Here is a 24,485-nt window from a genome sequence, read left to right on the forward strand (position 1 = left end):
GTCGGCCGGGTCAGTCGGCAGCGCTGCGGCGCAGCAGTCGGGTCAGGCCGTAGAACAGCGCCAAGGTGACCACGACGCCGACCACGCCGGCGACGCTACGGCCCAGCGCGCCGTCCAGGAAGCTGGCCTGATAGTCGGCCAGGGGCGAGCCGGACGCCGCGTGCTCACCGGCGGAGTCGGCGAACCCGGTGTCGGTCGCCACCTTCTCGAGACCGTCGGGGGCGTCGCTGGCGAACAGACTCACCACCGCGGCCACGAGCAGTGTCACGGTCAGGGCGATGATCGCAAAAGCCTTGGTGGACACGCTCTTGGGGCGGGTCGGCGCAGCCTGCTGCTCAGGCATCGAAGGCTCCCGGGGTGGTGGACGACGCCAGGCCGGACGGTGGGGCGAGGCGCAGGTCGAGGCTCTGGCGCAGGTGACGAGCGCCGCGTACCAGGTCGGGACGCACGGCCAGCACGCTGCCGATCATGGCGACGGTGATCGCGGCCTCGCCGATCCCGATCAGCAGGTGGATCCCCACCATCGCGGCGAGCACGGTGCCGACCGGCACGGTGGAGGTGGCGCCGACGGCGTAGAACCCCGTGAAGCTCAGGGCGGCGGCGGGCACCGAGAGGAAGGCGGCGATGCCGGCGGCGGTGAGCAATCCGGTGCGGGTCGAGGGCAGCAGACGTGTCAATGTCACGAAGATCAGGTAGCCGACCACGACACCGACGATCGACATGTCGGTGACGTTGACCCCCAGGGCTGTCAGCCCGCCGTCCGCGAAGAACAGCCCTTGCACCAGAAGGACGACAGACAGGCACAGTGCGCCGGTGTACGGCCCGACCAGGACCGCGGCCAGCACCCCGCCGAGCAGGTGACCACTGGTTCCGCCGGCCACCGGAAAGTTGATCATCTGGGCGCCGAAGATGAAGGCGGCCACCAGGCCGGCCAGGGGAGCGGTGCGGTCGTCCAACTCGCGTCGGGCGCCACGCAGGCTCACCGCGATGCCGGCGGCGGCGATACCGCCGGCCACGAGTGAGGTCGGGACGTCGATGAAACCATCGGGTACGTGCACGGCAGGCCCCCCTCGATCGGTGTCAGGCCGTCACCCACACGGTACCTTGTTGCAAATACTTCGCAATAAGGCCGCCCTCCCTCATGAGCGCGATGTCACGTCGCGCTCATCTAGCGAGCGTGCTGTCACATTGCGCTCGTGGGGGACGAGCGCAAGGTGACATTGCGCTCACCGGGACGAGGGCCAGACCGGGGCGCGCTTGGCCAGGAACGCGGCGATGCCCTCGGGGGCGTCGACGCCGGACAGGTCGCAGACCATGGCCTCGCCCGCTGTCGCGTAGGCCTGGCTGAGGGGCTGCTCGATCTGGGCGTAGAACGCGCGCTTGCCGCCGGCCACCACGGGTGCCGGACGCGCCGCGATGGACGCCGCGAGCTCGTCGACCGCCGTCTCGAGCCCATCGGCCGGCACCACCCGATTGACCAAGCCCCAGTCGAGGGCCGTGGCGGCGTCGATCGGGGCGCCGGTGAGCAACAGTTCCATCGCGCGGGCCCGGCCCACCTTGCGGGCCACCGCCACCGCCGGGGTGGAACAGAAGATGCCCACGTTCACCCCGGGCAGCGCGAACCGGGCGCCCTCGGCAGCCACCACCAGATCGCACATCGCGGCCAGTTGGCACCCTGCGGCGGTCGCGATGCCGTGCACCTGGGCGATGACCGGTTGCCCGAGCGCGGGCAGCGCCTCCATGAGGGCGTTGCACTCCTCGAACAGGGCGCGCTGCCAGGCCGTCTGTTCGGCGCTGTCCGCGCTGTCCGCGCTGTCCGCGCTGCCGCGCCCGGCGTGCGCGCCCATCTCGGCCAGGTCGTGCCCGGCGCTGAAGCCTCGCCCAGCCCCGGCCAGGACGACGACCCGCGCGGCGTCGTCCTCGGCCACCACGGCGAATGCCTCGCGCAGGGCCGCGATCATCGCCCGGCTGAGCGGGTTGAAGCGCGCGCCCGCATTCATCGTGAGCCGGACGACGCCACGGCCGTCGGTGGTGCGCAGAACCAGGGGTGCGTCGTCCGTCATGAACTCATCCTCACTCGAAGGAGTCCGTCGAGTGTGCCCGTTCGCGCAGCAGGTGCTTCTGGATCTTTCCGGTCGAGGTCTTGGGGATCTCGCCGAAGACCACCGAGCGAGGCAGCTTGAAGCTCGGCAGCAGGGTGCGGCAGTGGGCGATGAGGTCGGCCTCGGTGACCTCGTCGTGGCCGGGTTTCAGCTCGACGTAGGCCCGGGGCGTCTCACCCCACTTCGGGTCGGGGCGGGCCACCACGCCGACGAAGGCGACCGCCGGGTGCGCGTAGAGCGCGTCCTCGACCTCGACCGAGGAGATGTTCTCCCCACCCGAGATGATCACGTCCTTGGCGCGGTCGCGGATCTTCACGTACCCGTCGGGATCCTTGACCGCCAGATCGCCGGTGTGGAACCAGCCGCCCTCGAAGGCGGCGGCCGTGGCGTCCGGGTCCTTGAAGTAGCCCTTCATGGTGATGTTGCCGCGGAACACGATCTCGCCCATCGTCGCCCCGTCGGCGGGCACCTCGGCGCCGGTCTCGGGATCGAGCACGGTCATGGCGTCCTGCAGCAGGTACCGCACTCCCTGGCGGCCGTTGCGCACGGCCTGGTCGTGCAGCTCGAGCTCGGCCCACGCGCTCTGCTTCGCGCACACGGTCGCCGGTCCGTACACCTCCGTCAGGCCGTAGACGTGGGTCAGCTCCACCCCCATCCGTTCCATGCCCTCGATGGTGGTCGCCGGCGGCGGCGCGGCGGCGATCATCGCCTGCACCGGGTGGTCGATCGACTCGCGCAGCTCGGCCGGCGCATCCAGCAGCATGCTGTGCACCACCGGCGCGCCGCAGAAGTGGGTCACCTTCTCGTCGCGGATCAATCCCAGCACCGCGGCGGCGTCCACGGCGCGCAGGCAGACGTTGGTGCCGGAGTTCGCGGCCATGGTCCACGGGAAACACCAGCCGTTGCAGTGGAACATCGGCAGAGTCCACAGGTACACCGAGTGCCGGGCCATGCCCCAGGTGAGGATGTTGCCGACGGCGTTCAGGTAGGCGCCGCGATGGTGGTAGACCACGCCCTTGGGCAATCCGGTCGTGCCCGAGGTGTAGTTCAGGGCGATGGCCTGCCACTCGTCGATCGGCTCGGTGCGCTCGGCCAGCGGTGTCGCGGCGGCGAGCATCGCCTCGTACTCGACGGCACCGATCCGGTCGCCCTCGCCCGAGTACTCGCTGTCGTCGACGTCCACCACGATCGGGGGGTGCTCCAGCCCGGCCAGGGCCTGCGCGGTCACCCCGCTCAGCGAGCGATCCACCAGCACCAGCCTGGCCTCGCTGTGACCGAGGATGTAGCGGATCGTCGCGGCGTCCAACCGGGTGTTGATCGTGGTCAGCACCGCCCCGGCCAGGGGTACCCCGAAGTGTGCCTCGACCATCTCGGGGATGTTCGGCAGCAGCACGGCGACGGCGTCCCCGCGGCCGATGCCCCTGTCGATCAACGCCGCGGCCAGCCGGCGACAGCGGTCGCGGGTCTGCGCCCAGGTGTACCGCCGCGCCCCATGGGCGATGGCCACCCGATCGGGATACACGTCGGCGCTCCAGTCCAGGAACAGCAACGGGGTCAGCGGTGCGTGGTTGGCGGTGTTCCGGTCGAGACCGACCTCGAAATCATGGGCTGCCATACCTGGTGAATCTAGGCTGCCGTACCTGGCGAATCCAGAAGAGGTCGGCTCCCGCGGGACGTTGGATGTCTCACTCGGTTGGCGCAATTCCTCGCGGACATACCGGACGAGGGATGTGCCGTGTGTCTCGGGCTGTCTACCGTGACGCGGGACATCGGCCGGCGAAGGGGAGACACGATGGCGCGTTCGCGACGCGGGCCGACCAGGTCCGTCCCCCTCGCCCTGGCACTCGGCGCCGGCGTGGCCGGGCTCGCGCTCGGTATGCCCAGCGCCGCTGCGGCGACCGTGGACGTCGTCCTGCTGCGTTTCGACGGCGGTGCCGTGGGCACCGAGATCACCTCGGTGGTCAACGAGGGGGCCTCCGCGGCCACCACGACCGCGACGGTCGTCAAGGACACCGCGCGCGCGGGCCGGGCGATCACGGTCGCCTCGTACGCGGGTTCGGGCACGGCGGCGGACTTCCCGGCGTTCTCCACCTCCGGTGCGCGCGCGATCATGGCCATTCGTCCGGCCTCCGGGCAGCCCGACACGCTCAACCCGGGGACGGCGCGGCTCGAATTCGGCGCCGACATCGTGCTCGACAGCGGCACCACCGCGGTGTCGGGCAGCAAGGACGACGGCAACAACGTCGTCCAGCGCGGCCTGTACAACGACAAGGCGCAGTTCAAGCTCGAGATCGACTCCGGTAAGCCGCGCTGCCGAGTCAAGGGCTCCGGCGGTGCGGTCGAGTTCTCCTCGTCGGTCAAGGTCACCGCCGGCAAGCGCTACCGGCTGAAGTGCCTGCGTCCGGCCGGCTCGAACACCGTGACCCTCACGGTCGCGCCGATCGCCGCCGACGGCACGGTGGGTGCGGCGACCTCGACGTCCCGGACGGCGAGCGCGATCGGCTCGCTGAACTACTCGGCCACCGTGCCGTTCACCGTGGGTGGCAAGTTGAGTGCCTCGCTGAGCCTGGCCACCCCGTCGAGCGACCAGTTCAACGGCGTGATCGACAACGTGGTGCTGCGGCTCGGGTGAGGGGCTGGGCCGAGCGGCTCGGGTGAGGGCTGGGTCGAGGCACGTCCCCTTAGGCTGCGGGCATGACCCGGTTCATCCCGCTGCTGCGCGAACAGATCCGTCACGAGTTCACCGCGAGCCAGCAGTACGTCGCGCTGGGCGTCTGGTTCGGCGCTCACGACCTGCCCCAGTTGGCGGCGCACTTCTACCGCCAATCCGTCGAGGAGCGTCACCACGCCCTGATGATGGTGCAGTACCTGATGGATCGGGACATGACCGTCGAGATCCCCGGGGTGGGCGCGGTGCGCAACGACTTCGAGCAGCCGGTCGACCTACTCGAGTTGGCGTTGACCCAGGAAGAACAGGTCACCACCCAGATCGAACAGCTCTTCCGCGCAGCCCGGGCGGACGACGACGTGCTCGGCGAGCAGTTCATGCTGTGGTTCGTCAAGGAGCAGGTCGAGGAGGTCGCCTCGATGAAGACCCTGCTGGCGATCGCCCGCCGGGCCGGGCAGGACTGGTTCGCGATCGAGGACTTCCTGGCGCGCGAGTCCGCCGGCGCCGCGGCGGCCGACCCCAGTGCGCCGCCGGTGGCCGGCGGCGCGATCTGAGGGCGTGCCCGCGCTGGCCGCCGTCAGAGTCGGCCGTCCAGGCGGTCATGTTGAAGATCACGTTGAGGGTTGGCGTCAGGTTTACGCAGACGCATCCCGCAACGTGATCTTCACCGGTGCGCGAATCTCCTCAACGTGATCATCAAGCGTGTGCAGCCGTTCACTCCAGGAGGTCAGCGCAACCGGTCGCCCTTCGGATCGAACAGTGGGGCGTCGGTGACGGTCGCGGGGATCCACTGGCCGAACAGATCGACCTCGACCGTCGTGCCGGTCGCCGCGTGCTCGACCGGCAGGTAGGCGTACGCGATGGATTCGTTGACCGTGTAGCCGTAGCCGGCCGAGGTGATGCGCCCCAGCACCGGGGCAGAAGCCTCAGCCGCGGAAGCCTCACTCGCTGAAGGGGTCTCGTTGCGCAGGCGCACCGGTTCGCTGCCCAGGGCGACCCACGGCCGGCCCTGCGGGTCGGTGCCGTCGAGGGTGAGGCAGGCCAGCCGTCGTCCGGTCCGTCGTCCCTGGCCGTCGGCCTTGGCGGCGCGCAGCGCGTCGTCCCCGATGAAACCGTCCGGCTTGGCCGGGTGGTCGAGCTTGACGCAGAAGCCCAAACCGGCCTCGTAGGGCGTGGTCTCGGGTGTGATGTCGCTGCTCCAGACCCGGTAGGCCTTCTCGAGCCGCAGTGACTCGATGGCGCGGTAGCCGCAGGCGAGGATGCCGTCGTCCTGCCCGGCCTGCCACAGCGTGTGCCACAGCCTCGCGCCGTACTCGGAGGGCGCGTAGAGCTCCCAGCCCAGCTCACCCACGAAGGTGACCCGCAGCGCGCGGACCGGTACCTCACCGACGGTGAGCTCCTGGCTGGTCATGAACGGGAACACCGTGTCGCTCAAGGCCTCTCGCCCACCGATGACGCATCGGGCGAGGACGTCGCGGGCTCGCGGCCCCCACAGTGCGAAGGTCACGTACTGCCCGGTCACGTCGTGCAGGGCCACCTGCAACGTGCCGGCGCCCTCGGTCTGAGCGCCGAGGGCACGCGCCTGCTGGCGCAGCCAGGCCAGGTCGTGGCCGCCGAAGGCGGTGCCGGTCACCAGCAGGAACCGGTCCGGCGCGAGCCGGGTGACCGTGACGTCGGCCTCGATGCCGCCACGGTGGTTGAGCATCTGGGTGTAGGTGACAGCGCCCACCTCGCGGGCCACCACGTTGTCGCAGCAGCGTTCCAGCAGCCGGGCGGCGTCGGGGCCGGCGATCTCGAGCTTGGCGAAAGAGGTCTCGTCGAACAGCCCCACCCGCTCTCGGGTCGCCCGGTGCTCGGCGGCGGTGGCCGGCGACCAGGTGCGGCCGGCCCAGCCCGCTGGGCGCAGCCGCTCGGCGTCCGGTGCAGAACTCGATGGCGTGGCCCCGAACTCGTTGTCACCGTAGTAATTGACCCGCTCCCAGCCGGACTTCTCGCCGAAGGCCGCGCCGTGCTCGGCGTGCCAGCCGTAGACCGGTGAGGTGCGCAGGGGCCGGCCCGCGGCGCGTTCCTCGCCGGGGTAGCGGATGTCGTAGTACGTGGCGTAGTTCTCGACGGTGCGAGCCAGGGTGTAGGACGGCGAGCGATAGGCGGGGCCGAACCGACGCACGTCCATGTGCCACAGGTCCATGCCTGGGTCACCGTCCAGGATCCAGTCGGCCATCACCATGCCGATACCGCCGGCGCCGGCTATGCCGTGGGCGTTGAAGCCGGCCGCCACGAAGAAGCCCGGTACCTCGGTCGGGCCGAGGCAGAACTCGTTGTCGGGGGTGAACGCCTCGGGTCCGTTGACCAGGGTGCGGATCGGGGCGTCGGCCATACCGGGCACCCGGATCGCCGAGTTGAGGGTGATCTCCTCGAACCGCGGCCAGTCGGCGGGCAGCAGCTTGCCGTTGAAGTCGGCCGGGACCGCGTCCAGTGACGTCGCGCTCGCCGTCCACGGTGCAGGGTGGCGCTCGTACCCGCCCATCAGCAGGCCGTCGACCTCCTGGCGCCAGTACACCAGCAGATCTGGATCACGCAGTGTGGGAAGGGGTTTGCCGTGGTCGCGCCGGGCGTTGCGCACGGCGTCCATGGCGTCGGTCACCAGGTACTGGTGCGCCATCGGAACCAACGGAACCCGCACCCCGACCATGCGGGCGATCTCGGCGGCGAACATTCCGCCGCAGTCGACGACCATCTCGCACTCGATGTCGCCGTGATTCGTGCGCACCCGCCTGACCTCGCCGCGCAGCCCGCCCCGCGACCAGCCGGGATCGGGTGCGGTGTCGATGCCGAGAACCCGGGTGCGGGTACGGATACGCACCCCCATGCCGCGGGCCTGGGCGGCCATCGAGGTGCACAACGACGAGGGGTCCAGGTAGCCGTCGCTGCTCAGGTACGCCGCGCCGAGCACGGCCGGGACGTCGTCGTGCCCGCCCAGGTCGACCAGGGGGAACATCTCGGCCACCTCGGCGGGCGAGATCTCCACCAGGGGAAGGTCATAGGTGCGCGCCCAGCTGATCTGGCGCCGGATCTCCTCCAGGCGCTCGGGCGTCGAGGCCAGTTTGATGCCGCCGGCCTCGGTCCACGAGACCGGGTGCGTGCTGGCCTGCAACCGGCGGTACAGCTCCACCGAGTACATGTTCATGCGGGTCAGCGTCGGATCGGCGCGCAGCTGACCGACCAGTCCCGCCGAGTGGAACGTCGAGCCGCTGGTGAGTTCGCCGCGTTCGAGCAGGACGACGTCCCGCTCGCCGCGCAGCGCCAGATGGTAGGCGACGCTGGCGCCGCCGACGCCACCGCCGATCACCACGATCCGGGCGGATTCCGGCAGGGGGTGGGCATCGGTGGGTGGGTTCACGGCCGCAATCTAACCCTCGAGGCGAGTCGTTCGGGGGCGACCGACCGGTAGCTGCGCCTCGGGTGCCTCACCGACCCCCCCGAAGGGGTGGCCCGGGGCCTGCGAGACTGGGGGACCACCCCATCCTCGGAAGTGCCTCAGCCTGTGCTGCCCGATCTCACCCCGCTGCGCGAGTTCCCGGCCTATCGCCGGCTGTACGTCGGCAATGCGCTGTCGGCCATCGGCTCCCAGATGGCCGTGGCCGCCATCGGCATCCAGGTCTACGACCTGACCCGCTCGACGGCCGCGGTGGGGCTGGTCGGGATCTTCGCGTTCGTGCCGCTGGTGGTGATGGGCCTGTACGGCGGGGCGCTGGCCGATCGGTACGACCGGCGCCGGGTGGGCCTGCTCTCGCAGGCGGTCAGCTGGGCGACCAGCGTGGTCTGCGTCGTCCTGGCCCTGGCCGGCAACACGGCCACTTGGCCGCTCTACCTGGTCGCCGCCTTCTGGAGCGGGTCGTTCGCCGTCACGTCACCGGCACGCAGCAGCATCTACCCGCGCATCCTGCCGCCGCGGCTGCTGCCGGCCGCCAATGCGCTGTCGGTGATCTCGATGACCACGGCCATGGCGGTCGGGCCGGTCATCGGCGGCCTGTTGATCGATGCCGCGGGGTTTCGGGCTGCCTATGCGGTCGATGCGGTGATCACGACGGCGGCGCTGTGGGGCTTCGGATCGCTGCCACCGATTCCGCCCGACCCCGAGGCGCGGCCTCGTGGTGGGCTGCGCTCGGTGGTCGACGGCCTGGCCGCCCTCGCCACCATGCCCAATGTGCGGATGACCTTCATCGCCGACATCGCCGCCATGGTGCTGGCACAGCCGACGGTGCTGTTGCCGGCCGCGGGTGCGGTGATCCTGGGCGGCGGTGCACGCACCGTCGGCTATCTGTACGCGGCCGTCGCCATCGGCGGGATGATCTCGATGCTGACCTCCGGTCGGCTCGGCACGGTGCGCCGCCAGGGCCGGGCGATCCTGGTGTGTATCGCGGGCTGGGGGTGGGCGTGGCCGGATTGGGTGCGGCGCTGGTGGCCACCTCCGCGGGGTGGCTCGGGCGTCCGGCCGGTCTGCTGGTGGCCCTCGCCGGGTTGGCTTTCGCCGGGGGCTGCGACTCGGTCTCCGCGGTGTTCCGCACCACGATCCTGCAGACCGCAGCTCCCGATCATCTGCGCGGCCGATTGCAGGGCGTGTTCATCGTCGTCGTGGCGGGCGGTCCGCGCCTGGGAGGGCTGCTCGGCGGCGCCGTCGCTGCAGGCGTGGGCGAAGGGTGGTCGGCGGTGCTGGGCGGCATCGTCTGCGTCCTGGTCATCGCCGCGCTGCGCGTCGTCCAGCCCGGGTTCGATCGGTACGACGCCCGGCACCCCGTGCCGTGACGGCTCGAATTCATGACCCTCAGCGATCGGCGATCTACCTAGAGTGGCTTGTTGTTTCGGCTGGGTGACAGTTGACCCATCACCCAGTGCATTGGGTGGACCGTCGGGTGGCACGGGATCTAGAGTCCGGCCACCGTCTCGCAGGTGGGGCGGGTGAAGGAGTGCCCGTGACGTCGCCGACTCAGGACGGCCCACTGCCACCGGCCGGGCCATCGGGCCTGCCGCTGGACGTGGTGGCGCGCCTGAATGCCGTGCCGGCGTTCGCGGGCCGTCCCTGGAGCGCTCGGGAGCTGACCGGGGGGCTGACCAACCACAACTACAAGGTGAGCCTGCCGGCCGTTCCGGTCGAGGCGGGGACGCAGACCTTCGTCGCCCGGCTCTCGACCGCCAGCGGATCCCTGTTGGCGATCGACCGGGACGTCGAACACGTCTGTTCGGTGGCCGCAGCCCGCACCGGTGTGGCACCCATGGTGGTGGACTACGCGCCCAAGGTCGGCGTCCTGGTCATCGAATGGGTCGAGGGGCGCACCTACGGGCCGGAGGATCTGCGGGTGGACGCCAACCTGCCTGCAGTGGTCACGGCGCTGCGCCGGCTGCATTCGGCGGAACGTTCTCCTGCCGACTTCGACATGTTCGCGATCCAGCGCGGCTACCTGGACGTAGTGCAGCGCAACGGGTTCCGGCTGCCGGCGCGGTATCTGGAATTCATGCCTACGGTCGAACGCATCCGAGGGGCGCTGTCGGTGCGCGACGAGGGCACCGTGCCCTGCCACAACGATCTGTTGGCTGCCAACCTGATCGACGACGGCGAGCAGATCTGGCTGATCGACTACGAGTACGCCGGGAACAACGACCCCTGTTTCGAACTGGGGAACCTGTGGAGCGAGTCGAACCTCGCTCCCGAGCAGCTGGATCACCTGATCGAGCTGTACTACGGAGAACCGCTGCGCCACAAGGTGGCCAGAGCGCGCCTCTTGGGCCTGATGTCGAAGTACGGCTGGACTCTGTGGGCCGCCATTCAGGACGGCATCAGCGGGCTGGACTTCGATTTCTGGTCCTGGGGGATGGAGAAGTACGACCGGGCCGTGGCCGAGTTCGATGGCCCTGACCTGGAGCGCTGGATCGACGAGGCCCAGCGCTCCGACTGACCCGGTGCGCCAACGCACGTCACGTCATCGTCATCACATGTCATCCGCTACTCATCGTCGGCAGCACCTCGGGATCCAGAAAGGGAATGTGCCGTGGCAGAAGTGCAGAACCTGAGCGACGACGAACGTCGGCTCGCCGAACTCGGGTACAAACAGGAGCTGTCACGCTCCTGGTCGGGGTTTTCGAACTTCGCGATCTCGTTCTCCATCATCTCGATCCTCGCCGGCTGCTTCACGACCTTCGGCCAGGCGTGGAACAACGGCGGGCCGGTCGCCATCTCGTGGGGCTGGCCGATCGTCTCGGCCTTCATCCTGCTGATCGGGTTCACGATGTCCGAGCTGGTCTCGGCCTACCCGACCTCCGGCGGCATCTACTGGTGGGCCTCGAAGTTGGGCGGCGCCAAGGCCGGCTACTACACCGGCTGGCTGAACCTGATCGGGCTGTTGGCCGTGGTCGCCTCGGTGGCCTACGGCTGCGCCACCTTCCTGGACGCCACGCTGAGCACCTACAGCACCGGCTGGGCCGACGGATACTCGCTCACCCGAGTGTTCGTGATCTTCTTGGTGATCCTGCTGGCCTCCGGCCTGCTGAACGTCTTCAGCGGCCACTTGATGGCCGTGGTGAACAACATCTCCGTGTGGTGGCACGTGTTCGGTGCCGCCGCGGTGGTGGCGATCCTGGTGTTCCTGCCCGAGAAGCACCAGAGCGTCAGCTTCGTGTTCACCGAGCGCATCAACAACTCCGGCTATGCGGACGGCAAGTACTGGTTCCTGGTGTTGCCGCTGGGTCTGTTGCTCACGCAGTACACGATCACCGGGTTCGACGCCTCGGCGCACCTGTCGGAGGAGACCCAGGGTGCCTCCAACCAGGCGGCCCGGGGCATTTGGCAGTCGATCTTCTATTCGGCCATCGGTGGCTGGATCGTGTTGCTGGCGTTCCTGTTCGCCGTCCAGGACCCCGACGGGGTGACCGAGGCGGGTGGCTTCGTCGGCTCGATCTTCACGCAGGCATTGTCCAGCGGATGGGCGGGCACCGTGCTGCTGATCGCCACCGCGGGACAGTTCTTCTGCACCACCTCGTGCATCACCAGTTGCTCGCGCATGCTGTTCGCGTTCAGCCGGGACGGTGCGGTGCCGGGCTCGGCGCTGTGGTCGAAGGTCAACGCCAACAAGGTGCCGGCGAACGCTGTGATCGTCTCGGCCCTGATCGCGATCGTGATCACGCTGCCGGCCCTGGTCGAGGTCGACATCAACGGTGCCCCGGTGCCGGTGGCCTTCTATGCCGTGGTATCCGTGGCGGTGATCGGCCTGTACCTGGCCTTCCTGATCCCGATCTGGTTGCGCTGGAAGGCCGGTGACGCCTGGCAGCCCGGTCCCTGGAACAACGGCAAGAAGTACAAGTGGATGAACCTGGTCGCGGTGGCCGAGATCGTGATCATCTCGGTGTACTTCGTGCTGCCGTTCACCCCGGCTGCTGTGCCCGGCAACCCGGACTTCTCCTGGAAGTTCGTCAACTACGCCCCGATTCTCACCGGTGGCGCGCTGCTCGCCCTCTGGATCAGCTGGCACGTGTCGGCCAAGAACTGGTACACGGGGCCGAAGCACACGATCGATCTGCCTGCCGGCGTCTCGTCAGCCGACGAGATCGCCCTGGAGCACGAGCACCACGGCTACCTCACCGGCGAGCACGACGACAAGTAACCCCACACCAAACCTGCTCATGCTCCGCAGGGGACGCTCCATGCTCCGCTGGGAACCCACATTCGGGTCACCAGCGGAGCATGGAGCCGCTCCCCGCGGAGCATGAGCGGGTTTGGGGCGGGGCGAAGGTGGTCAAGGCCGTCGGGGGGCGTCGTCCTCGAAGGCGGCGCGCATGCGCAGATCCTTCGCCGGGTCGGACGGCGCGCAGCACCGCTGTCGCAGCCGGATCCGGCCGCTGAGGGCGCCGACGGTCAGGATGGCCACGTACAGCAGGGCCACCGAGACGAAAAGGAACTTCACGCGCCCATGGTCGGCCCTGGGGCGAGCGCTGGCAATCAGCGGGGCTGGGTTTCGGGGCCGAGGGTCAAACCCGGGGCCGTTGCCCGCATCGATCACGAAGGCGCCGGCTGATCATGGCTTCCGGCCGAACCGAGCGCCGGATCGAGCCGTCAGGAGAGCTCCGACGACTGCCCCGGTGAGAACCAGCGGGACACCCATCCAGACCAGCGAGTCCTGCCACTCGTAGAACCCGGTGCCCTGGATCCAGGGCGGCACCAGGGTCAGGCCAACCGCAAGGAGCATGCCTCCCAGAGCACCCAGGGCGATCTTCACGGCGACTCCACCTTCCGCAACTGGCTCATGCTCCGCAGCTGTCGCGGGCCGCGCCCGAATTGTACGTGTTCGGCCGTGACCTGCGGAGCATGAGCGGGCCGCTGCGGAGCATGAGCAGGTTTGGGTTGGGTCAGGGGGTCGCCTGGAAGGGGGGACGGGCGTCCAGGCGGATCGAGGCTCGGCCGGCGGCGCGCCACACACGCGCCAACAGGTCGTCGTCCTCGGGGGTGACCAGGTTGCCCATCACTCGCAGTGCCAGCTTCATCAACGAGCGCGAGCGCATGCCCACCGGTCCGGCGGCGGGGATGAACCCGGGCACGGTCAGTAGGCCGGCCAGTCGTCGCGCGATCGAGAAGGCCTCGCCATAGCGCTCGGTCAGCAGCGTCGGCCAGGCGGCGTCCAGCGGTTCGACGGCGCCATTTCCCAGGCCCGCCGCGAGCAGGTCGGCAGCCAGGCGCCCGGTCTCGAGGCCGTAGTCGATGCCCTCGCCGTTCAGCGGGTTCACACAACCCGCGGCGTCCCCGACCAAGACCCAGTTGCGCCCCGCGACCCCCGAGACCGCCCCGCCCATCGGCAGCAGGGCCGACCACACCGCGCGCACGTCACCGTCCAGGCCCCATTCGTCGCGCCGCAGCTCGGCGTAGTGGGTCAGCAGCCTGCGCAGGTTGATGTCGGCCGGACGCCGATCCGTCGCCAAGGTGCCCACGCCGAGGTTCACCTCGCCGTCCCCGAGCGGGAACACCCAGCCATAGCCCGACAACACCTCGCCCTCGCGCCCCCGCAGTTCGAGGTGGGAGGAGATCCACGGATCGGCGCTGCGGGCGGACTTGACGTAGGCGCGAGCGGCGACACCGTACGCCGTGTCCTGATGCCAGGTCCGGCCCAGGGCGCGGCCGAGTTGGGATCGGGCGCCGTCGGCCACCACCAACCGGTCGCAGTGCACCAGCCGGGTCCCCGCCGCGGTCTTCAGCACCACCGCGGCCACGCGCTCGCCGTCCCGCACCACGTCCACCGCCCGGGCGCCGTCCAGGGGCCTGGCACCCGAGGCCAGCGCCACCTCACGGATGCGGGTATCGAGTTCGAGCCGCGGCACCGCCGAGCCGTGGGCCGGCAGTGATCCGCCCGGCCAGGGCAGGTAGAGCTCCTGACCGAACCCGGCCGCACGCAGACCCCAGTTCACGGTGTGGTGCTCGCGCAACCAGTCGCTCAGCCCGAGCCGGCGCAGTTCGGCGATCGCCCGTGGGGTGAGACCGTCACCGCAGGGCTTGTCGCGGGGAAAGGTCACCGCATCCGCCAGGACGACGTCCAGCCCGGCTCGCGCGCACCAGGCCGCCGCAGCCGAGCCCGCCGGGCCCGCACCGATCACCAGGACGTCGGTGCGTTCGGGCAGCTCGGGCAGCTCGGCAGTCACGCCCCCAGTGTCTCAGGCGGGCTGCGGTGGCCGGGTGGTCAGGGGTGCGGTTGCATGAGAGCTTCGTCCTGATCACTCAGCATCACCCAGCGCTCATCCGATCCGTCCCCAGGAGGACCCATGCCCACTCGTCGCGCCACCACCACCTGGTCCGGCGGTCTGCAGGACGGCACCGGCCAGGTCGAGCTGGTCAGCTCGCACACGGCCGAGTTCGAGGTCTCCTTCCCTCGCCGAGCGGCGGACGACGCCCAGGGAGTGACCAGCCCAGAGGAACTGATCGCGGCGGCCCACAGTGCGTGCTTCGCGATGCAGTTCTCGGCGTTGCTGGGCCAGGCCGGCGGGTCCGGCATTCAGCTCTCCGTGCGAGCCGAGGTGGCGCTGGGTGCCGACCCGAACGGGGGGTTCCGCATCCCGTCGATCACGCTCGCCGTGCAGGGCCGGGCGGACGGCGTCACGCCCGAGGAGTTCATCGAGATCGCCGAACAGGCCAAGGCGACCTGCCCGGTGAGCAAGGCCCTGACCGGGACGCAGATCACGCTCGAGATCGATCCCACCTGAGTGGTGGGGGTGGCCCACGGGGTGGGGTGCGAGGGTCAGCCGAACCAGGGGCTGGAGTAGGCGAGCGCCCGGTTCGAGCACGGGTGCCCGGTGGGCTCGAAGGCGCCGCGTCGGCTGCTGAAGGGCACGGCCGGGTCGGCCACGCGCAACACGACCCAGCCCAGGGCGGCGGGCAGCAGCGCGCGGTAGCGGGTCACCTCACCGCAGGTGGCGCCGGCGGCGTGCAGCAGGACGACGTCCCCGCCGCGGCCGGTGATCAGCTGCAGTTCGACCTCCCGCCCGTCCAGACCGGCGCAGGCCAGGTCCACCTCCAGCTCGACCTCGTGGGTCTGGCCGTTCGCCTGCGGGAGGACCAGCGAGCCGCCCGCAGGTACCCCACCGAGTCGGGCGTCCAGGCGTAGGCCCACCTCGCGGGTGGCGAACGCTCGCCGCGCGTCGAGGGCCTCGCGCACCCCGGACCGGCTGAGCTCGGTGACCCAGAGGCCGGTGCGGCCCTTGCCCTCGAGGGCGTACTGGCTGCCGTGTTCATCGCTACTGCCGATCAGGGCCGGCCGCCACCCGGCGTCCAGGCAGTCGACCAGTGGCGAGAACGGCCCGCCGAGTCGGGGCTGGAACAGGAAGTCCTCGCGCCGGTTGAACACCTCCAGCGTGACCATGCGCGGGCGCAGGTGATGCAGATGGTCGGGGGGCAGCGCGAAGTCGTCGAGTGAGCCGGGCTCGCGGCCGGGGTGGTTGTACCCGAACAACGCCTCGGGCTCGGCGTCGTCCAGGAAGCTGAACAGGCCGGCGAGCGACCCCGGCGTGGTCACCGGGACGAAGGTGTGGCTGAACCAGACATTGACGTGGCCCAACCAGGGCTCGGTCCATTCGAAGCCCCGCAGAGCGGTGAACTCCCCCGGGACGTCGTGGTCGTCGGCGATCTCGGCCAGGCGCTTCCAGGCATCCCCGTCGATGCTGCGCGGTGCGAACTGGGCCAGGGCGAAGGCGTCGTCGTCCGGGTAGTCGTCCCGGCGCAGCGCGGCCAGCACGTGCCGGGGAATCGAGGAGTGGTCGGTGAGCGCCGCGACGTCCAGCCCGGCGGCGCGGATCTGGGCGAAGGCGGTCTCGGGGTCGCCGTCCCCGTCGGACAGCAGCGAGTGGTTGTGCAGGTCGGCCACGGCCAGGCGTCGACTCGACGGGTCCAGCCGCGATCGGCGCCACGGCTCGGAGAAACTCACATCCACGATGTTCTCGACGCTACCAGCGGGCGGCTGGCTACAGTGCCGGGGGGTCGGAGGGTAGGCGGGGGTCGGTGCCGGAACGACATCGGTTGGCGCGACATCGGAGGGTGCCAGGATGGACAGAGTCGGAGTGGTCGGCTGCGGACTGATGGGGTCGGGGATCGCCGAGGTGTCGGCCCGGGCCGGCCTGGACGTCGTGGTCGCCGAATCGACCGCCGGTGCCCTCGAGGCCGGACGCCGCAGGCTGGAGAAGTCCCTGACGCGCGCCGAGGCCAAGGGCAAGATCGCGTCGGCGGCCGAGGTACTCGACCGGATTCACCTGGTCACCGATCTGGAGGCGATGGCTGATCGACAGGTCGTGATCGAGGCGATTCTCGAGGACGAGGCCGCGAAGATCGAGCTGTTCCACCGGCTGGACGAGATCGTGATCGACCCGCGAGCCATCCTCGGCTCGAACACCTCCTCGATCCCGATCATGAAACTCGGTGCCGGGACCAAGCGTCCCTCGCAGGTGATCGGCATTCACTTCTTCAACCCGGTGCCGGTGCTCAAGCTGGTCGAGTTGGTGCCCAGCCTGCTCACCTCGAAAGAGACCCTGCAGCGCTCGCATGCCTTCGTCGAGACCAAGCTGAACAAGACGGCGATCGACTGCCAGGACCGCGCCGGGTTCGTGGTCAACGCCCTGCTGATCCCGTTCATCCTCTCGGCGATCCGCATGATGGAGTCGGGCTTCGCCACCGCCGAGGACATCGACCGGGGCCTGGTGCTCGGCGCCGCCCACCCGCAGGGGCCGCTGGCGCTGGCCGACCTGATCGGCCTGGACACCACCAAGGCCGTGGCCGAGTCGCTCTACGATGAGTTCAAGGAGCCGCTCTACGCCCCGCCGCCGCTGCTGGCGCGCATGGTCGAGGCCGGGCTGCTGGGCCGCAAGGCTGGGCGTGGGTTCTACACCTACGAGTGACGACGAGGCGGCAGCGCGCAGGGCACCGTGAGGCACGGGCTGTGCCGAAGGGAGGGTGTGCCAGTGGCTAGCAGAGACAGGCAGAACGTTCCGCGGAGATCTCCGGGGAACGGTTCGCCGTCCGCGCGCGACATCGCCACCATTGCCCTCGTCGCAGCGTGGCCATCGTGGTTCGTCAGCGTGGTGGCGACCGACGTACTCCTGCGCATCGGCACTCGGGAATCGACAGGCGAGAACTGGGTCGTGGCGTCTTTCTCCTTGCCGCTGGTGCTGGCGCCTGTTCTCTGTACGTTCGTCGATGCCTTGGCCGTCCTCGGTCTTTCCGCTCGTGGGCACTATCGGTCCGACCGGTGGTGGCTCGCGGGGGGTGTGTTCGTCGCCAATGCCCTGCTGGTGATGCTCCTGATCGACATTCCGACGTCCGGGGATTCGGTGTACCTGCACATCATGCTGTCGGTCTTGTCGGGATATTGGATCCTCACCTTTGCTGCCGGCGCTCTGATCTGGAGGCGGCGCACGCCGACGTTCATGCCTGAGCAATGGACGGCCGTTCAGGATGACAGCGAGGAGTGAGCGATTCGCTCGCCTGGATGTCAGAAGCTCCCTGACCCCCAGAAGGTCGCCAGGGCACAGGTGGCCGCACCAAAGAGGCACAAGGGGTTGGCATAGGTGAGCTTGTAGACATCCTTCACTGCGCTCTGGTCGTACAGGTACACGTAGTGGTTGGGCATCTGCCGGTGTTTTCCGCTGAAGATCGCGTAGCTCCCGCTCTGGGTCAGAGTGATCGAGAACGCGCCGTCGATTGCGCCTGCAACGCTGGGGCAGAACGGGTTCGAGGCGTGAGTGACCATGTGGATGTCCACATAGTTCGACCCAGAACCCAGCTTCTTGGCGTAGGTCTGAGATGCGGATGCCGTCCTTTGCGCAACCAGCGCCCCGGTGCTCTTTCGGTAGACATTCGTCGTGCCGATGCTCGTGTGGCTCGAGACTGCCTTGGTGCTCCACGTGACGACGGCATGAACCGCGGTTCGGTTGCTCGCTGCTGTCCAGACGAATCCGTGGTTGTCGCCGCCGAACTGGTAGCCCGAGCCGTAGGTGCAGATCGCCTTGCCGGCGATGACGGGCGCGTCGATGCGGGCCTGCGGGATGAAGGTCACCCAGGACAGCGTCGAGGTGGTCCCTACGCCGGCCGCGGCCATCCGCTTCAGGGCGGCGTCGGTGAGAGCAGCAGCCGACGACGTGTCTGCTGACGAGGGCACCTCGACCTTCATACTCCACATCGTGGCGTCAGCACTGGCCGAGGTGCTCGGTGAGACGCGGTAGGTGTAGGTCGCACCGCCGGTCACGCTGGTGTCCCGGAAGGTCGTCACGCCCGGCCCGAGCTGGGTGAGCGGCCGTCCATCCCGAGTGACCGTGTATCGGGTTGTCGGCGAATGAGCATCCCAGGAGAGGCTGACGAACGAAGGGCTCGCCGCCGAGATGATCCCCCGGTTGATCAAGGACGTATCGACGATCGCCGCGTCGCCCGCCGGCGAGGTCACCACCTGAAGCCCCTGCGATCCCAGCCGGTGGTCAGCGGCGGTTGCGGTGGTGGTCCTCGCAGCCTTCGTGGCAGCTGCGCGAACAGTCGAGATGCTGAAGTCCACGGCGGGGTTGGCGTTCGATCCGACTGCCGCTGCGCCCGGAGCGTAGGTGCCCGCCCCCGCGAGGGACAGTATGGAGACCACCAAGAACAGTCTCGTCCGTTTCATGGTCGGCTCCTGAGGTGTCGTGGGCGACAACGGAAGATGCAGCGAAGCTTCATCGTGAAAATTGTGGTGAAGAGTCACAATTCGCTCCAAAGATCCCAACAGCTGAGCGCGCATGTCAAGGTCGAGCGATCACTGTCATTTGTGACGCGATGGGTGTCCCGAGTGACTGATCCGGCACTGGGCACCGTCAGCCCATCGCGAAACTCCCGTCTGGGCGTGAGGCGCGCGCAGACCGCGTTAGAGTTCGGCCTGCCCACGGCCGTGCGACGTCTGTCGCCGCCCTCTCGACGACCTATCGGACACATGGACCACCGACATCGACTGACTCCGCGCTACCTCGAGGTCGACCGCCAGGGCGTGGTGTTCAACATGTGGTATCTCGCCTACTTCGACGACGCGCTGGCGGGGTGGTTGGCCCACGGTGGCCTGCCCTACCCCGAGCTGCTGGCCGCGGGCTATGACGTCTCGCTGGTTCACACCGAGCTCGAGTGGACCTCTGGACTGGCGTACGGCGAGTCGGCCGAGATCGCGGTGGGCGTCGAGCACGTCGGGCGGACCAGCTTCACGCTCAGCTTCGAGGTGCTCCGGGACGGCGTCGCCATCTGCCGTGGCCGCACCGTGTACGTGGTGGTGGCCGATGACGGGTCGGGCAAGCGCGAGATTCCTCCCGCGCTGATGGCGGTGCTGCGCGGCTGAGGTCTCAGCCCGCGAGGACGTCGTCCAGGCTGCGACCGCGGGCCATCGCCAGTTCTTCGCGCAGCCCGGTGACGGCGGCCTTGAGTTCGAAGCCACCCAGCCGCTGCAGGTCGTCGAGCACCACCGTCGCCACGCCGATGGTCGTATCGTCCAGGGCACGGCAGTTCTCGCCGGCGTCGGCGAGGTGGGCCAGGGCCTCGTTCACGTGCCGCCGGACGTCGGGGTGCACCGCCATCAGGGCGTCCACCTCACGTTCGTGGGTGCGCAGGATGCGCTCCCAGCGCAGGCCGACCCGAGTCGTGCTGAGCTTCTCGTGCAGCACCCGGCTGGCGTCCTGCTGATGAGGGACGAACATCGCCTCTGGTCCTTCCTGTCGATGCCCCCATCGTCGTCCGGCGACCGGGTGGTGATGAGCAGTCCAGGGCTCCTCGAGGCAAGACCAACCCAAAGCAGGAGCGGCTGTCGCCCATTCGGACGACGGCCGCTGCGGCGGATGGAGGCGTCAGCCGAGGGTGACCCCGTCGCCGGAGACCGTCGCGGGCAGGCTCTTCAGGCCCGTGGTCGCCGGACCCTGTTCGACCGCTCCGGTGGCGGCGTCGAAGGTCGACCCGTGGCAGGGGCACGTCAACTTCGCTCCGGCGGGTGCGACCACGCAGCCTCGGTGCGGACACGTGGCGTCGAAGGCCACGACCTTGCCGGCTTCGGGCTGGGCCAGGACGACCTTCTGCCCGGCGATCTCGGCGACGGTGGCGCCACCCACCGGGATGTCGGCCAGCTTGGCGGCGGCAGCACCGGCAGCGGAGGCAGCGGCCGAAGCAGCCCCCCCGGCAGCGGAGGCCGCCACCGAGCCCGCAGCTCCGGCGGCCGAGGAGGCCGTGGCGGCAGGATCATCCGACCCGCAGGCGCTCAGCGCTCCGAGGGTGCCGACTCCGGCGACGGCGCCGGCGCCGGCGGTCAGGACGGTGCGCCGGGTGGGGCGCGTGGACTCGGTCGGCTTCGGGGTGGTCATCGAGTGTTTCCTCCTGGAGTTGATGTCTCTGGTGGACAACTTACGTTTCCGGCGTCGTCAGCCGACGCTGACACCGCCGTCGTGCACCCGAACCGAGATCCGGGGGAGCGCGGAGGTGGCAGGTCCTTGCAGCACCGCCCCCGAGCTCAGGTCGAAGGCCGATCCGTGGCAGGGGCAGTCGAGTCGGCCGCCCGAGGCCCGCACGATGCAACCGAGGTGCGTGCAGTGGGCATCGAAGCCGACCACCGAGTTCGAGCCGGTGCGGGACAGGACGACGGCGCGGCCCTTGATGGTGCGCACCACGGCCCCGCCGACCGGGATCTGCGCGAGCGAGATATCGGTCGGGTCGGGGGCGGCGGTCTTTGTCGTGGTCGTGGTGGTGGGCTTCTTGGTCGTGGTGGTGGGCTTGGAGGTGGTCTTGCTGGTCGTGGCCGTCTTCGAGGTAGTTCGGGTGGAACTCGTCTCGTCGTCGTCCTCGGATGTGGTCCGCGAGGTGGTTGTCGAGGCCTTGGCCTTGACCTTGGCCGAGGTGGACGACGGCGTGCGCGTGGGCTGTACCGAGGCCGACGCCTCGGCAGTCGGCGATGCCGAGCCGGACGCCGACGATGTCGCGTCGGTCGGAGCCGGTGCGGCGCCGGTGGCCGGATCGGCATCGGACCCGCAACCGGCCAGAGTCGTGCCGAAAGCACCCATACCGACCACCACAGCGCCGGCGCGGATCACCGACCGACGCTGCACTGACCCGGTGGATCCGGTCGCGACCGCGAAGGACGCCTCGGCGTCACGGTCGGCGTGGTGCGGGTGGTGGTTCGACGGACGGCTCATGAGGCCCCTTCCCAAGCGGCGGCGTTCACGGTGCCGCGGAGCATACCCCAAGAAGCTGACGCATCAGCCTGAGTTGGCAGACCCTCAGGAGGTCTGCAGGTGGCGTCGCGCCAACAGCGGCTCGACACGCGGCGCCCGGCCCCGGACGGCGACGAACGCCGCCAATGGGTCCACCGAACCCCCGCGCGAGAGCAGGTGGTCGGCGAAGCGTCGGCCGTTCTCGCGGCGTAGGCCACCGTTCTCGGCGAACCACTCCACCATGTCGGCGTCCAGCACCTCGCTCCAGAGGTAGCTGTAGTACCCCGCGCTGTAGCCGCCGGCGAAGATGTGCGCGAAGTACGTGCTGCGGTATCGCGGCGGGATCCGTTCCAGAGCAACTCCGTTGCGCGCCAAGGCATCCCGCTCGAAGGTGATGACGTCGTCCGGGCCGATGGCCGCCGCGGCCGCGGGGGTGAGGCGGTGCCACTCCAGATCGAGCAGGGTGGCGGCCAGGTATTCGGTCGTGGTGAATCCCTGGCCGTAGGCGCGTGAGGCGATCAGGGCGTCGATCACCGCCTGGGTCAGCGGCTCGCCGGTGACGTGGTGACGCGCATAGCGGGGCAGCACCTCGGGGTGGAACCCCCACATCTCGTTGACCTGCGAGGGGAACTCGACGAAGTCGCGCGGCACGTTGGTGCCCGACAGCTTCGGGTACCGGACGTCGGACAGCAGGCCGTGCAGGACGTGACCGAACTCGTGGAAGGCGGTCTCGACCTCGTCGAGCGTCAGCAGCGTCGGTTCGCCCGCGGCCGGACGCGGCACATTGAGGTTGATGACGATGACCGGTGCGGCGTCCAGCAGGCGTGACTGGTCGACGAAACTGCTCATCCAGGCACCGCCGCGTTTGGAGTCGCGGGCATACCAGTCGGCCAGGAACAGACCCAGCGCGGCGCCGTCCTCAGTGGTGACCTCGAACACCTGCACGTCGTCGGCGTAGCCGGCCAGGTCGGTGCGCGGGGTGAAGCTCAACCCGTACAAGGCGTTGGCGGCGAAGAAGATGCCGTCGGTGACGACGCGCTCGAGCTCGAAGTACGGCTGCAGCGAGGCGACGTCCACCTGGTAGGTGCGATCGCGCACGATGCGGGCGTAATAGGGCCAGTCCCAGGCCTGCAGCGGGCCGTCGTGGCCGTCGGCGTGCAACGCCGACTCCAGTTCTGCCGCTTCACGTTCGGCGTTCGCGACGGCCGGGGCGATCAGGCCCGAGAGCATGGCGTCGACCGCGGCCAGTGAGCCGGCGGTCTCGTCCTCGATCACGTAGCCGGCGTGATCCGGGTAGCCGAGCAGGACGGCGCGCTCCGCCCGCAGCGCGACCACCCGGGCCACCGCGGCTCGCGTGTCGTGGGCGCTACCCCGCCCGCCTCGGGCCACCGAGGCGCGGTGCAGCCGCTCGCGCAGCCCGCGATGGGTGAGCTGCTCCAGCTCGGGCTGACTGCTGGGCAGGCCCAAGGTGAGCAGGTACCCGTCGAGTCCGCGGGGCGAGGCGGCCTGCTCGGCGGCCGAGATCGCGCCGTCCGGCAGCCCGTCGAGCTCGGCGCGGTCGCTGACGTGAACCGCCAACTCGACCGTGTCGGCGAGCAGGTCGTTCTTGAACGCCGTGCCCAGCGTGGCGAGCTCGGCGTTGATCTCGCGCAACCGGTCCTGTTGGGCCGGCTGGAGGGCGGCCCCGGCCCGGACGAAGTCGGTGTGGTACCGATCGAGCAGGCGCTGCTGTTCGTCGTCCAGGCCCGAATCGGCGCCCGAATCGGCGCCCGAATCGGCGCTCGAGTCGGCGCCCGACCCGGCCGGCGAGTCGTGCTGAACGGCATGCAGCGCGGCCAGGCGGGCGAACAGCCGGCGATCGAGGTGGATCGCGTCGCTGTGGGCAGCCAGCTGTGGCGTCACCTCGGCCTCGATCGCGGCCAACTCATCGGTCAGGACCGAGCTGGTGAGGTTGAAGAACACCTGCGCCACCCGGGTGAGCAGGGCGCCGGACCGTTCGAGGGCCTCGACCGTGTTGACGAAGGTCGCCGGCTCGGGATCGGTCGCGATGGCCTCGACCTCGGCGCGCTGCCCCGCCATGCCCGCCGCGAACGCGGGCCGGTAGTGATCGGGCCGGATCCGGTCGAACGGCGGCAGCCCGAACGGCAGATCGCTCGGCGCGCTGAAGGGATTGTCGGCGGGCAGGCCGGTCGAACCGAACGTCATGCCGACACTCTAGGCGGGGGCGTTCTACGCTTCGCAGCGTGCGAGACCTTGTCTATCCCCCGGTGGTCGGCGTAGCTCGCGGCCTGTTCGCGGCCCTGGGCCTGAAGTTCTCCTTCGAGGGCCTCGAGAACATCCCGCGCACCGGTGGTGCCGTGATCGCCAGCAACCACGTCAGCTACCTGGACTTCACCTTCCTCGGCCTGGGCGCCCTGCGCCACCACCGGTACATCCGGTTCATGGCCAAGGACGCGGTGTTCCGCCACCCGGTGTCGGGTCCGCTGATGCGCGGCATGCACCACATCCCGGTCGATCGCACCGCGGGCTCGGCGGCATTCAAGGAGGCGCTGACCGCGCTGAAGAGCGGCGAGTTGGTGGGGGTGTTCCCCGAGGCGACCATCAGCCGTTCGTTCATGCTCAAGGACTTCAAGCCGGGGGCCGTGCGGATGGCGGCCGCCGCGGGCGTCCCGCTGATCCCGGCGGTGGTGTGGGGTGGGCAGCGGATCTTCACCAAGGCCCGGCCGAAGGACTTCCGTCACCGGGGCAAGGCGATCACGGTGGCGTTCGGCGAGCCGATCACGGTGGGCAAGGGTGCCGCGGCCGAGGCGTCGTCCGAGACCTTGATCTCGGCCATGGCGGCCATGCTCGATCGGGTGCAGCACAGCTATCCGCAACACCCCTCCGGCCCGGAGGACACCTGGTGGCTGCCGGCCGCACTGGGCGGGTCTGCGCCGACACCCGAGGAGGCTGCGCAGTTGGACGCCGAGGATCGCGCCAAGCGCGGCGGGGTCTGAGCG

At 69.6% G+C, this 24,485-nt stretch carries 21 protein-coding genes and 2 pseudogenes; 10 read left to right on the plus strand and 13 right to left on the minus strand.

Going from position 1 to position 24,485, the window contains the following annotated elements:
* Positions 1–10: 10 nt before the first annotated feature.
* The 3 genes and pseudogenes from IPK24_07030 to IPK24_07040 all read right to left on the minus strand — a co-directional run bounded on the left by IPK24_07030 (position 11) and on the right by IPK24_07040 (position 3,717).
* Positions 11–1,058, minus strand: a pseudogene (locus IPK24_07030) (energy-coupling factor ABC transporter permease).
* 168 nt (positions 1,059–1,226) lie between these two features.
* On the minus strand, positions 1,227–2,063 hold the full coding sequence (locus IPK24_07035) for an enoyl-CoA hydratase (GenBank protein ID MBK8075311.1): 837 nt from the start codon (positions 2,061–2,063) through the stop codon (positions 1,227–1,229).
* A gap of 10 nt (positions 2,064–2,073) precedes the next feature.
* The gene (locus IPK24_07040) at positions 2,074–3,717 is read right to left on the minus strand and encodes an acyl-CoA synthetase (protein ID MBK8075312.1); all 1,644 of its coding nucleotides are present in this window, start codon (positions 3,715–3,717) and stop codon (positions 2,074–2,076) included.
* Positions 3,718–3,894: 177 nt separating this feature from the next.
* On the opposite strand from IPK24_07040, the gene IPK24_07045 reads away from it, so the two are divergent.
* Entirely contained in the window at positions 3,895–4,734 is an 840-nt protein-coding gene (locus IPK24_07045; protein MBK8075313.1) for a hypothetical protein, read from the plus strand.
* A 62-nt stretch (positions 4,735–4,796) separates the two neighbouring features.
* Positions 4,797–5,324, plus strand: coding sequence for a ferritin (locus tag IPK24_07050; protein ID MBK8075314.1), 528 nt, complete (start codon positions 4,797–4,799; stop codon positions 5,322–5,324).
* 173 nt (positions 5,325–5,497) lie between these two features.
* Here IPK24_07050 and IPK24_07055 read toward each other — a convergent pair whose 3' ends face one another.
* Complete coding sequence (locus IPK24_07055) at positions 5,498–8,143, minus strand: GcvT family protein (GenBank protein ID MBK8075315.1); 2,646 nt, start codon at positions 8,141–8,143, stop codon at positions 5,498–5,500.
* Positions 8,144–8,302: 159 nt separating this feature from the next.
* Here IPK24_07055 and IPK24_07060 point away from each other — a divergent pair.
* From IPK24_07060 to IPK24_07070, 3 genes and pseudogenes are all read left to right on the plus strand, one after another.
* A pseudogene (locus IPK24_07060) lies at positions 8,303–9,576 on the plus strand (MFS transporter).
* Positions 9,577–9,794: 218 nt separating this feature from the next.
* The gene (locus IPK24_07065; GenBank protein ID MBK8075316.1) at positions 9,795–10,724 is read left to right on the plus strand and encodes a phosphotransferase family protein; all 930 of its coding nucleotides are present in this window, start codon (positions 9,795–9,797) and stop codon (positions 10,722–10,724) included.
* Positions 10,725–10,817: 93 nt separating this feature from the next.
* A complete protein-coding gene (locus IPK24_07070; protein MBK8075317.1) occupies positions 10,818–12,425 on the plus strand; it encodes an amino acid permease in 1,608 nt (535 codons plus the stop codon).
* A gap of 132 nt (positions 12,426–12,557) precedes the next feature.
* Here IPK24_07070 and IPK24_07075 read toward each other — a convergent pair whose 3' ends face one another.
* From IPK24_07075 to IPK24_07085, 3 genes are all read right to left on the minus strand, one after another.
* A complete protein-coding gene (locus IPK24_07075) occupies positions 12,558–12,725 on the minus strand; it encodes a hypothetical protein (protein MBK8075318.1) in 168 nt (55 codons plus the stop codon).
* A 111-nt stretch (positions 12,726–12,836) separates the two neighbouring features.
* On the minus strand, positions 12,837–13,037 hold the full coding sequence (locus tag IPK24_07080) for a hypothetical protein (protein MBK8075319.1): 201 nt from the start codon (positions 13,035–13,037) through the stop codon (positions 12,837–12,839).
* 130 nt (positions 13,038–13,167) lie between these two features.
* Positions 13,168–14,448 (minus strand): geranylgeranyl reductase family protein, encoded by a 1,281-nt coding sequence (locus tag IPK24_07085; GenBank protein MBK8075320.1) that lies wholly within the window; start codon positions 14,446–14,448, stop codon positions 13,168–13,170.
* A 120-nt stretch (positions 14,449–14,568) separates the two neighbouring features.
* Between IPK24_07085 and IPK24_07090 the strand changes: the two genes are divergently transcribed.
* A complete protein-coding gene (locus tag IPK24_07090; GenBank protein ID MBK8075321.1) occupies positions 14,569–15,006 on the plus strand; it encodes an OsmC family peroxiredoxin in 438 nt (145 codons plus the stop codon).
* Between the two features lie 35 nt (positions 15,007–15,041).
* Here the strand turns inward: IPK24_07090 and IPK24_07095 are convergent, their stop codons facing one another.
* Positions 15,042–16,223, minus strand: a complete 1,182-nt coding sequence (locus tag IPK24_07095; protein ID MBK8075322.1) for a DUF3604 domain-containing protein — start codon at positions 16,221–16,223, stop codon at positions 15,042–15,044.
* Between the two features lie 118 nt (positions 16,224–16,341).
* Between IPK24_07095 and IPK24_07100 the strand changes: the two genes are divergently transcribed.
* Together IPK24_07100 and IPK24_07105 are read left to right on the plus strand one after the other, a co-directional pair.
* Positions 16,342–17,187, plus strand: a complete 846-nt coding sequence (locus tag IPK24_07100) for a 3-hydroxybutyryl-CoA dehydrogenase (GenBank protein MBK8075323.1) — start codon at positions 16,342–16,344, stop codon at positions 17,185–17,187.
* A 63-nt stretch (positions 17,188–17,250) separates the two neighbouring features.
* Positions 17,251–17,760, plus strand: coding sequence for a hypothetical protein (locus tag IPK24_07105; protein MBK8075324.1), 510 nt, complete (start codon positions 17,251–17,253; stop codon positions 17,758–17,760).
* Between the two features lie 20 nt (positions 17,761–17,780).
* Here the strand turns inward: IPK24_07105 and IPK24_07110 are convergent, their stop codons facing one another.
* On the minus strand, positions 17,781–18,833 hold the full coding sequence (locus IPK24_07110) for a hypothetical protein (GenBank protein ID MBK8075325.1): 1,053 nt from the start codon (positions 18,831–18,833) through the stop codon (positions 17,781–17,783).
* Positions 18,834–19,241: 408 nt separating this feature from the next.
* Here IPK24_07110 and IPK24_07115 point away from each other — a divergent pair, with 408 nt between their 5' ends.
* Positions 19,242–19,634 (plus strand): acyl-CoA thioesterase, encoded by a 393-nt coding sequence (locus IPK24_07115; protein MBK8075326.1) that lies wholly within the window; start codon positions 19,242–19,244, stop codon positions 19,632–19,634.
* A gap of 4 nt (positions 19,635–19,638) precedes the next feature.
* On the opposite strand, the gene IPK24_07120 is transcribed toward IPK24_07115, so the two are convergent.
* The 4 genes from IPK24_07120 to IPK24_07135 all read right to left on the minus strand — a co-directional run bounded on the left by IPK24_07120 (position 19,639) and on the right by IPK24_07135 (position 23,691).
* Positions 19,639–19,989, minus strand: coding sequence for a hypothetical protein (locus IPK24_07120; GenBank protein ID MBK8075327.1), 351 nt, complete (start codon positions 19,987–19,989; stop codon positions 19,639–19,641).
* A gap of 147 nt (positions 19,990–20,136) precedes the next feature.
* Entirely contained in the window at positions 20,137–20,643 is a 507-nt protein-coding gene (locus tag IPK24_07125) for a Rieske (2Fe-2S) protein (protein ID MBK8075328.1), read from the minus strand.
* Between the two features lie 57 nt (positions 20,644–20,700).
* The gene (locus tag IPK24_07130) at positions 20,701–21,468 is read right to left on the minus strand and encodes a Rieske (2Fe-2S) protein (GenBank protein MBK8075329.1); all 768 of its coding nucleotides are present in this window, start codon (positions 21,466–21,468) and stop codon (positions 20,701–20,703) included.
* Between the two features lie 84 nt (positions 21,469–21,552).
* Entirely contained in the window at positions 21,553–23,691 is a 2,139-nt protein-coding gene (locus IPK24_07135) for a M3 family metallopeptidase (protein MBK8075330.1), read from the minus strand.
* 38 nt (positions 23,692–23,729) lie between these two features.
* Between IPK24_07135 and IPK24_07140 the strand changes: the two genes are divergently transcribed.
* Positions 23,730–24,482, plus strand: coding sequence for a 1-acyl-sn-glycerol-3-phosphate acyltransferase (locus IPK24_07140; GenBank protein ID MBK8075331.1), 753 nt, complete (start codon positions 23,730–23,732; stop codon positions 24,480–24,482).
* Positions 24,483–24,485 lie beyond the last annotated feature (3 nt).

Source organism: Kineosporiaceae bacterium (genome assembly GCA_016713225.1).
In the GTDB taxonomy this organism is placed as follows: domain Bacteria; phylum Actinomycetota; class Actinomycetes; order Actinomycetales; family Kineosporiaceae; genus JADJPO01.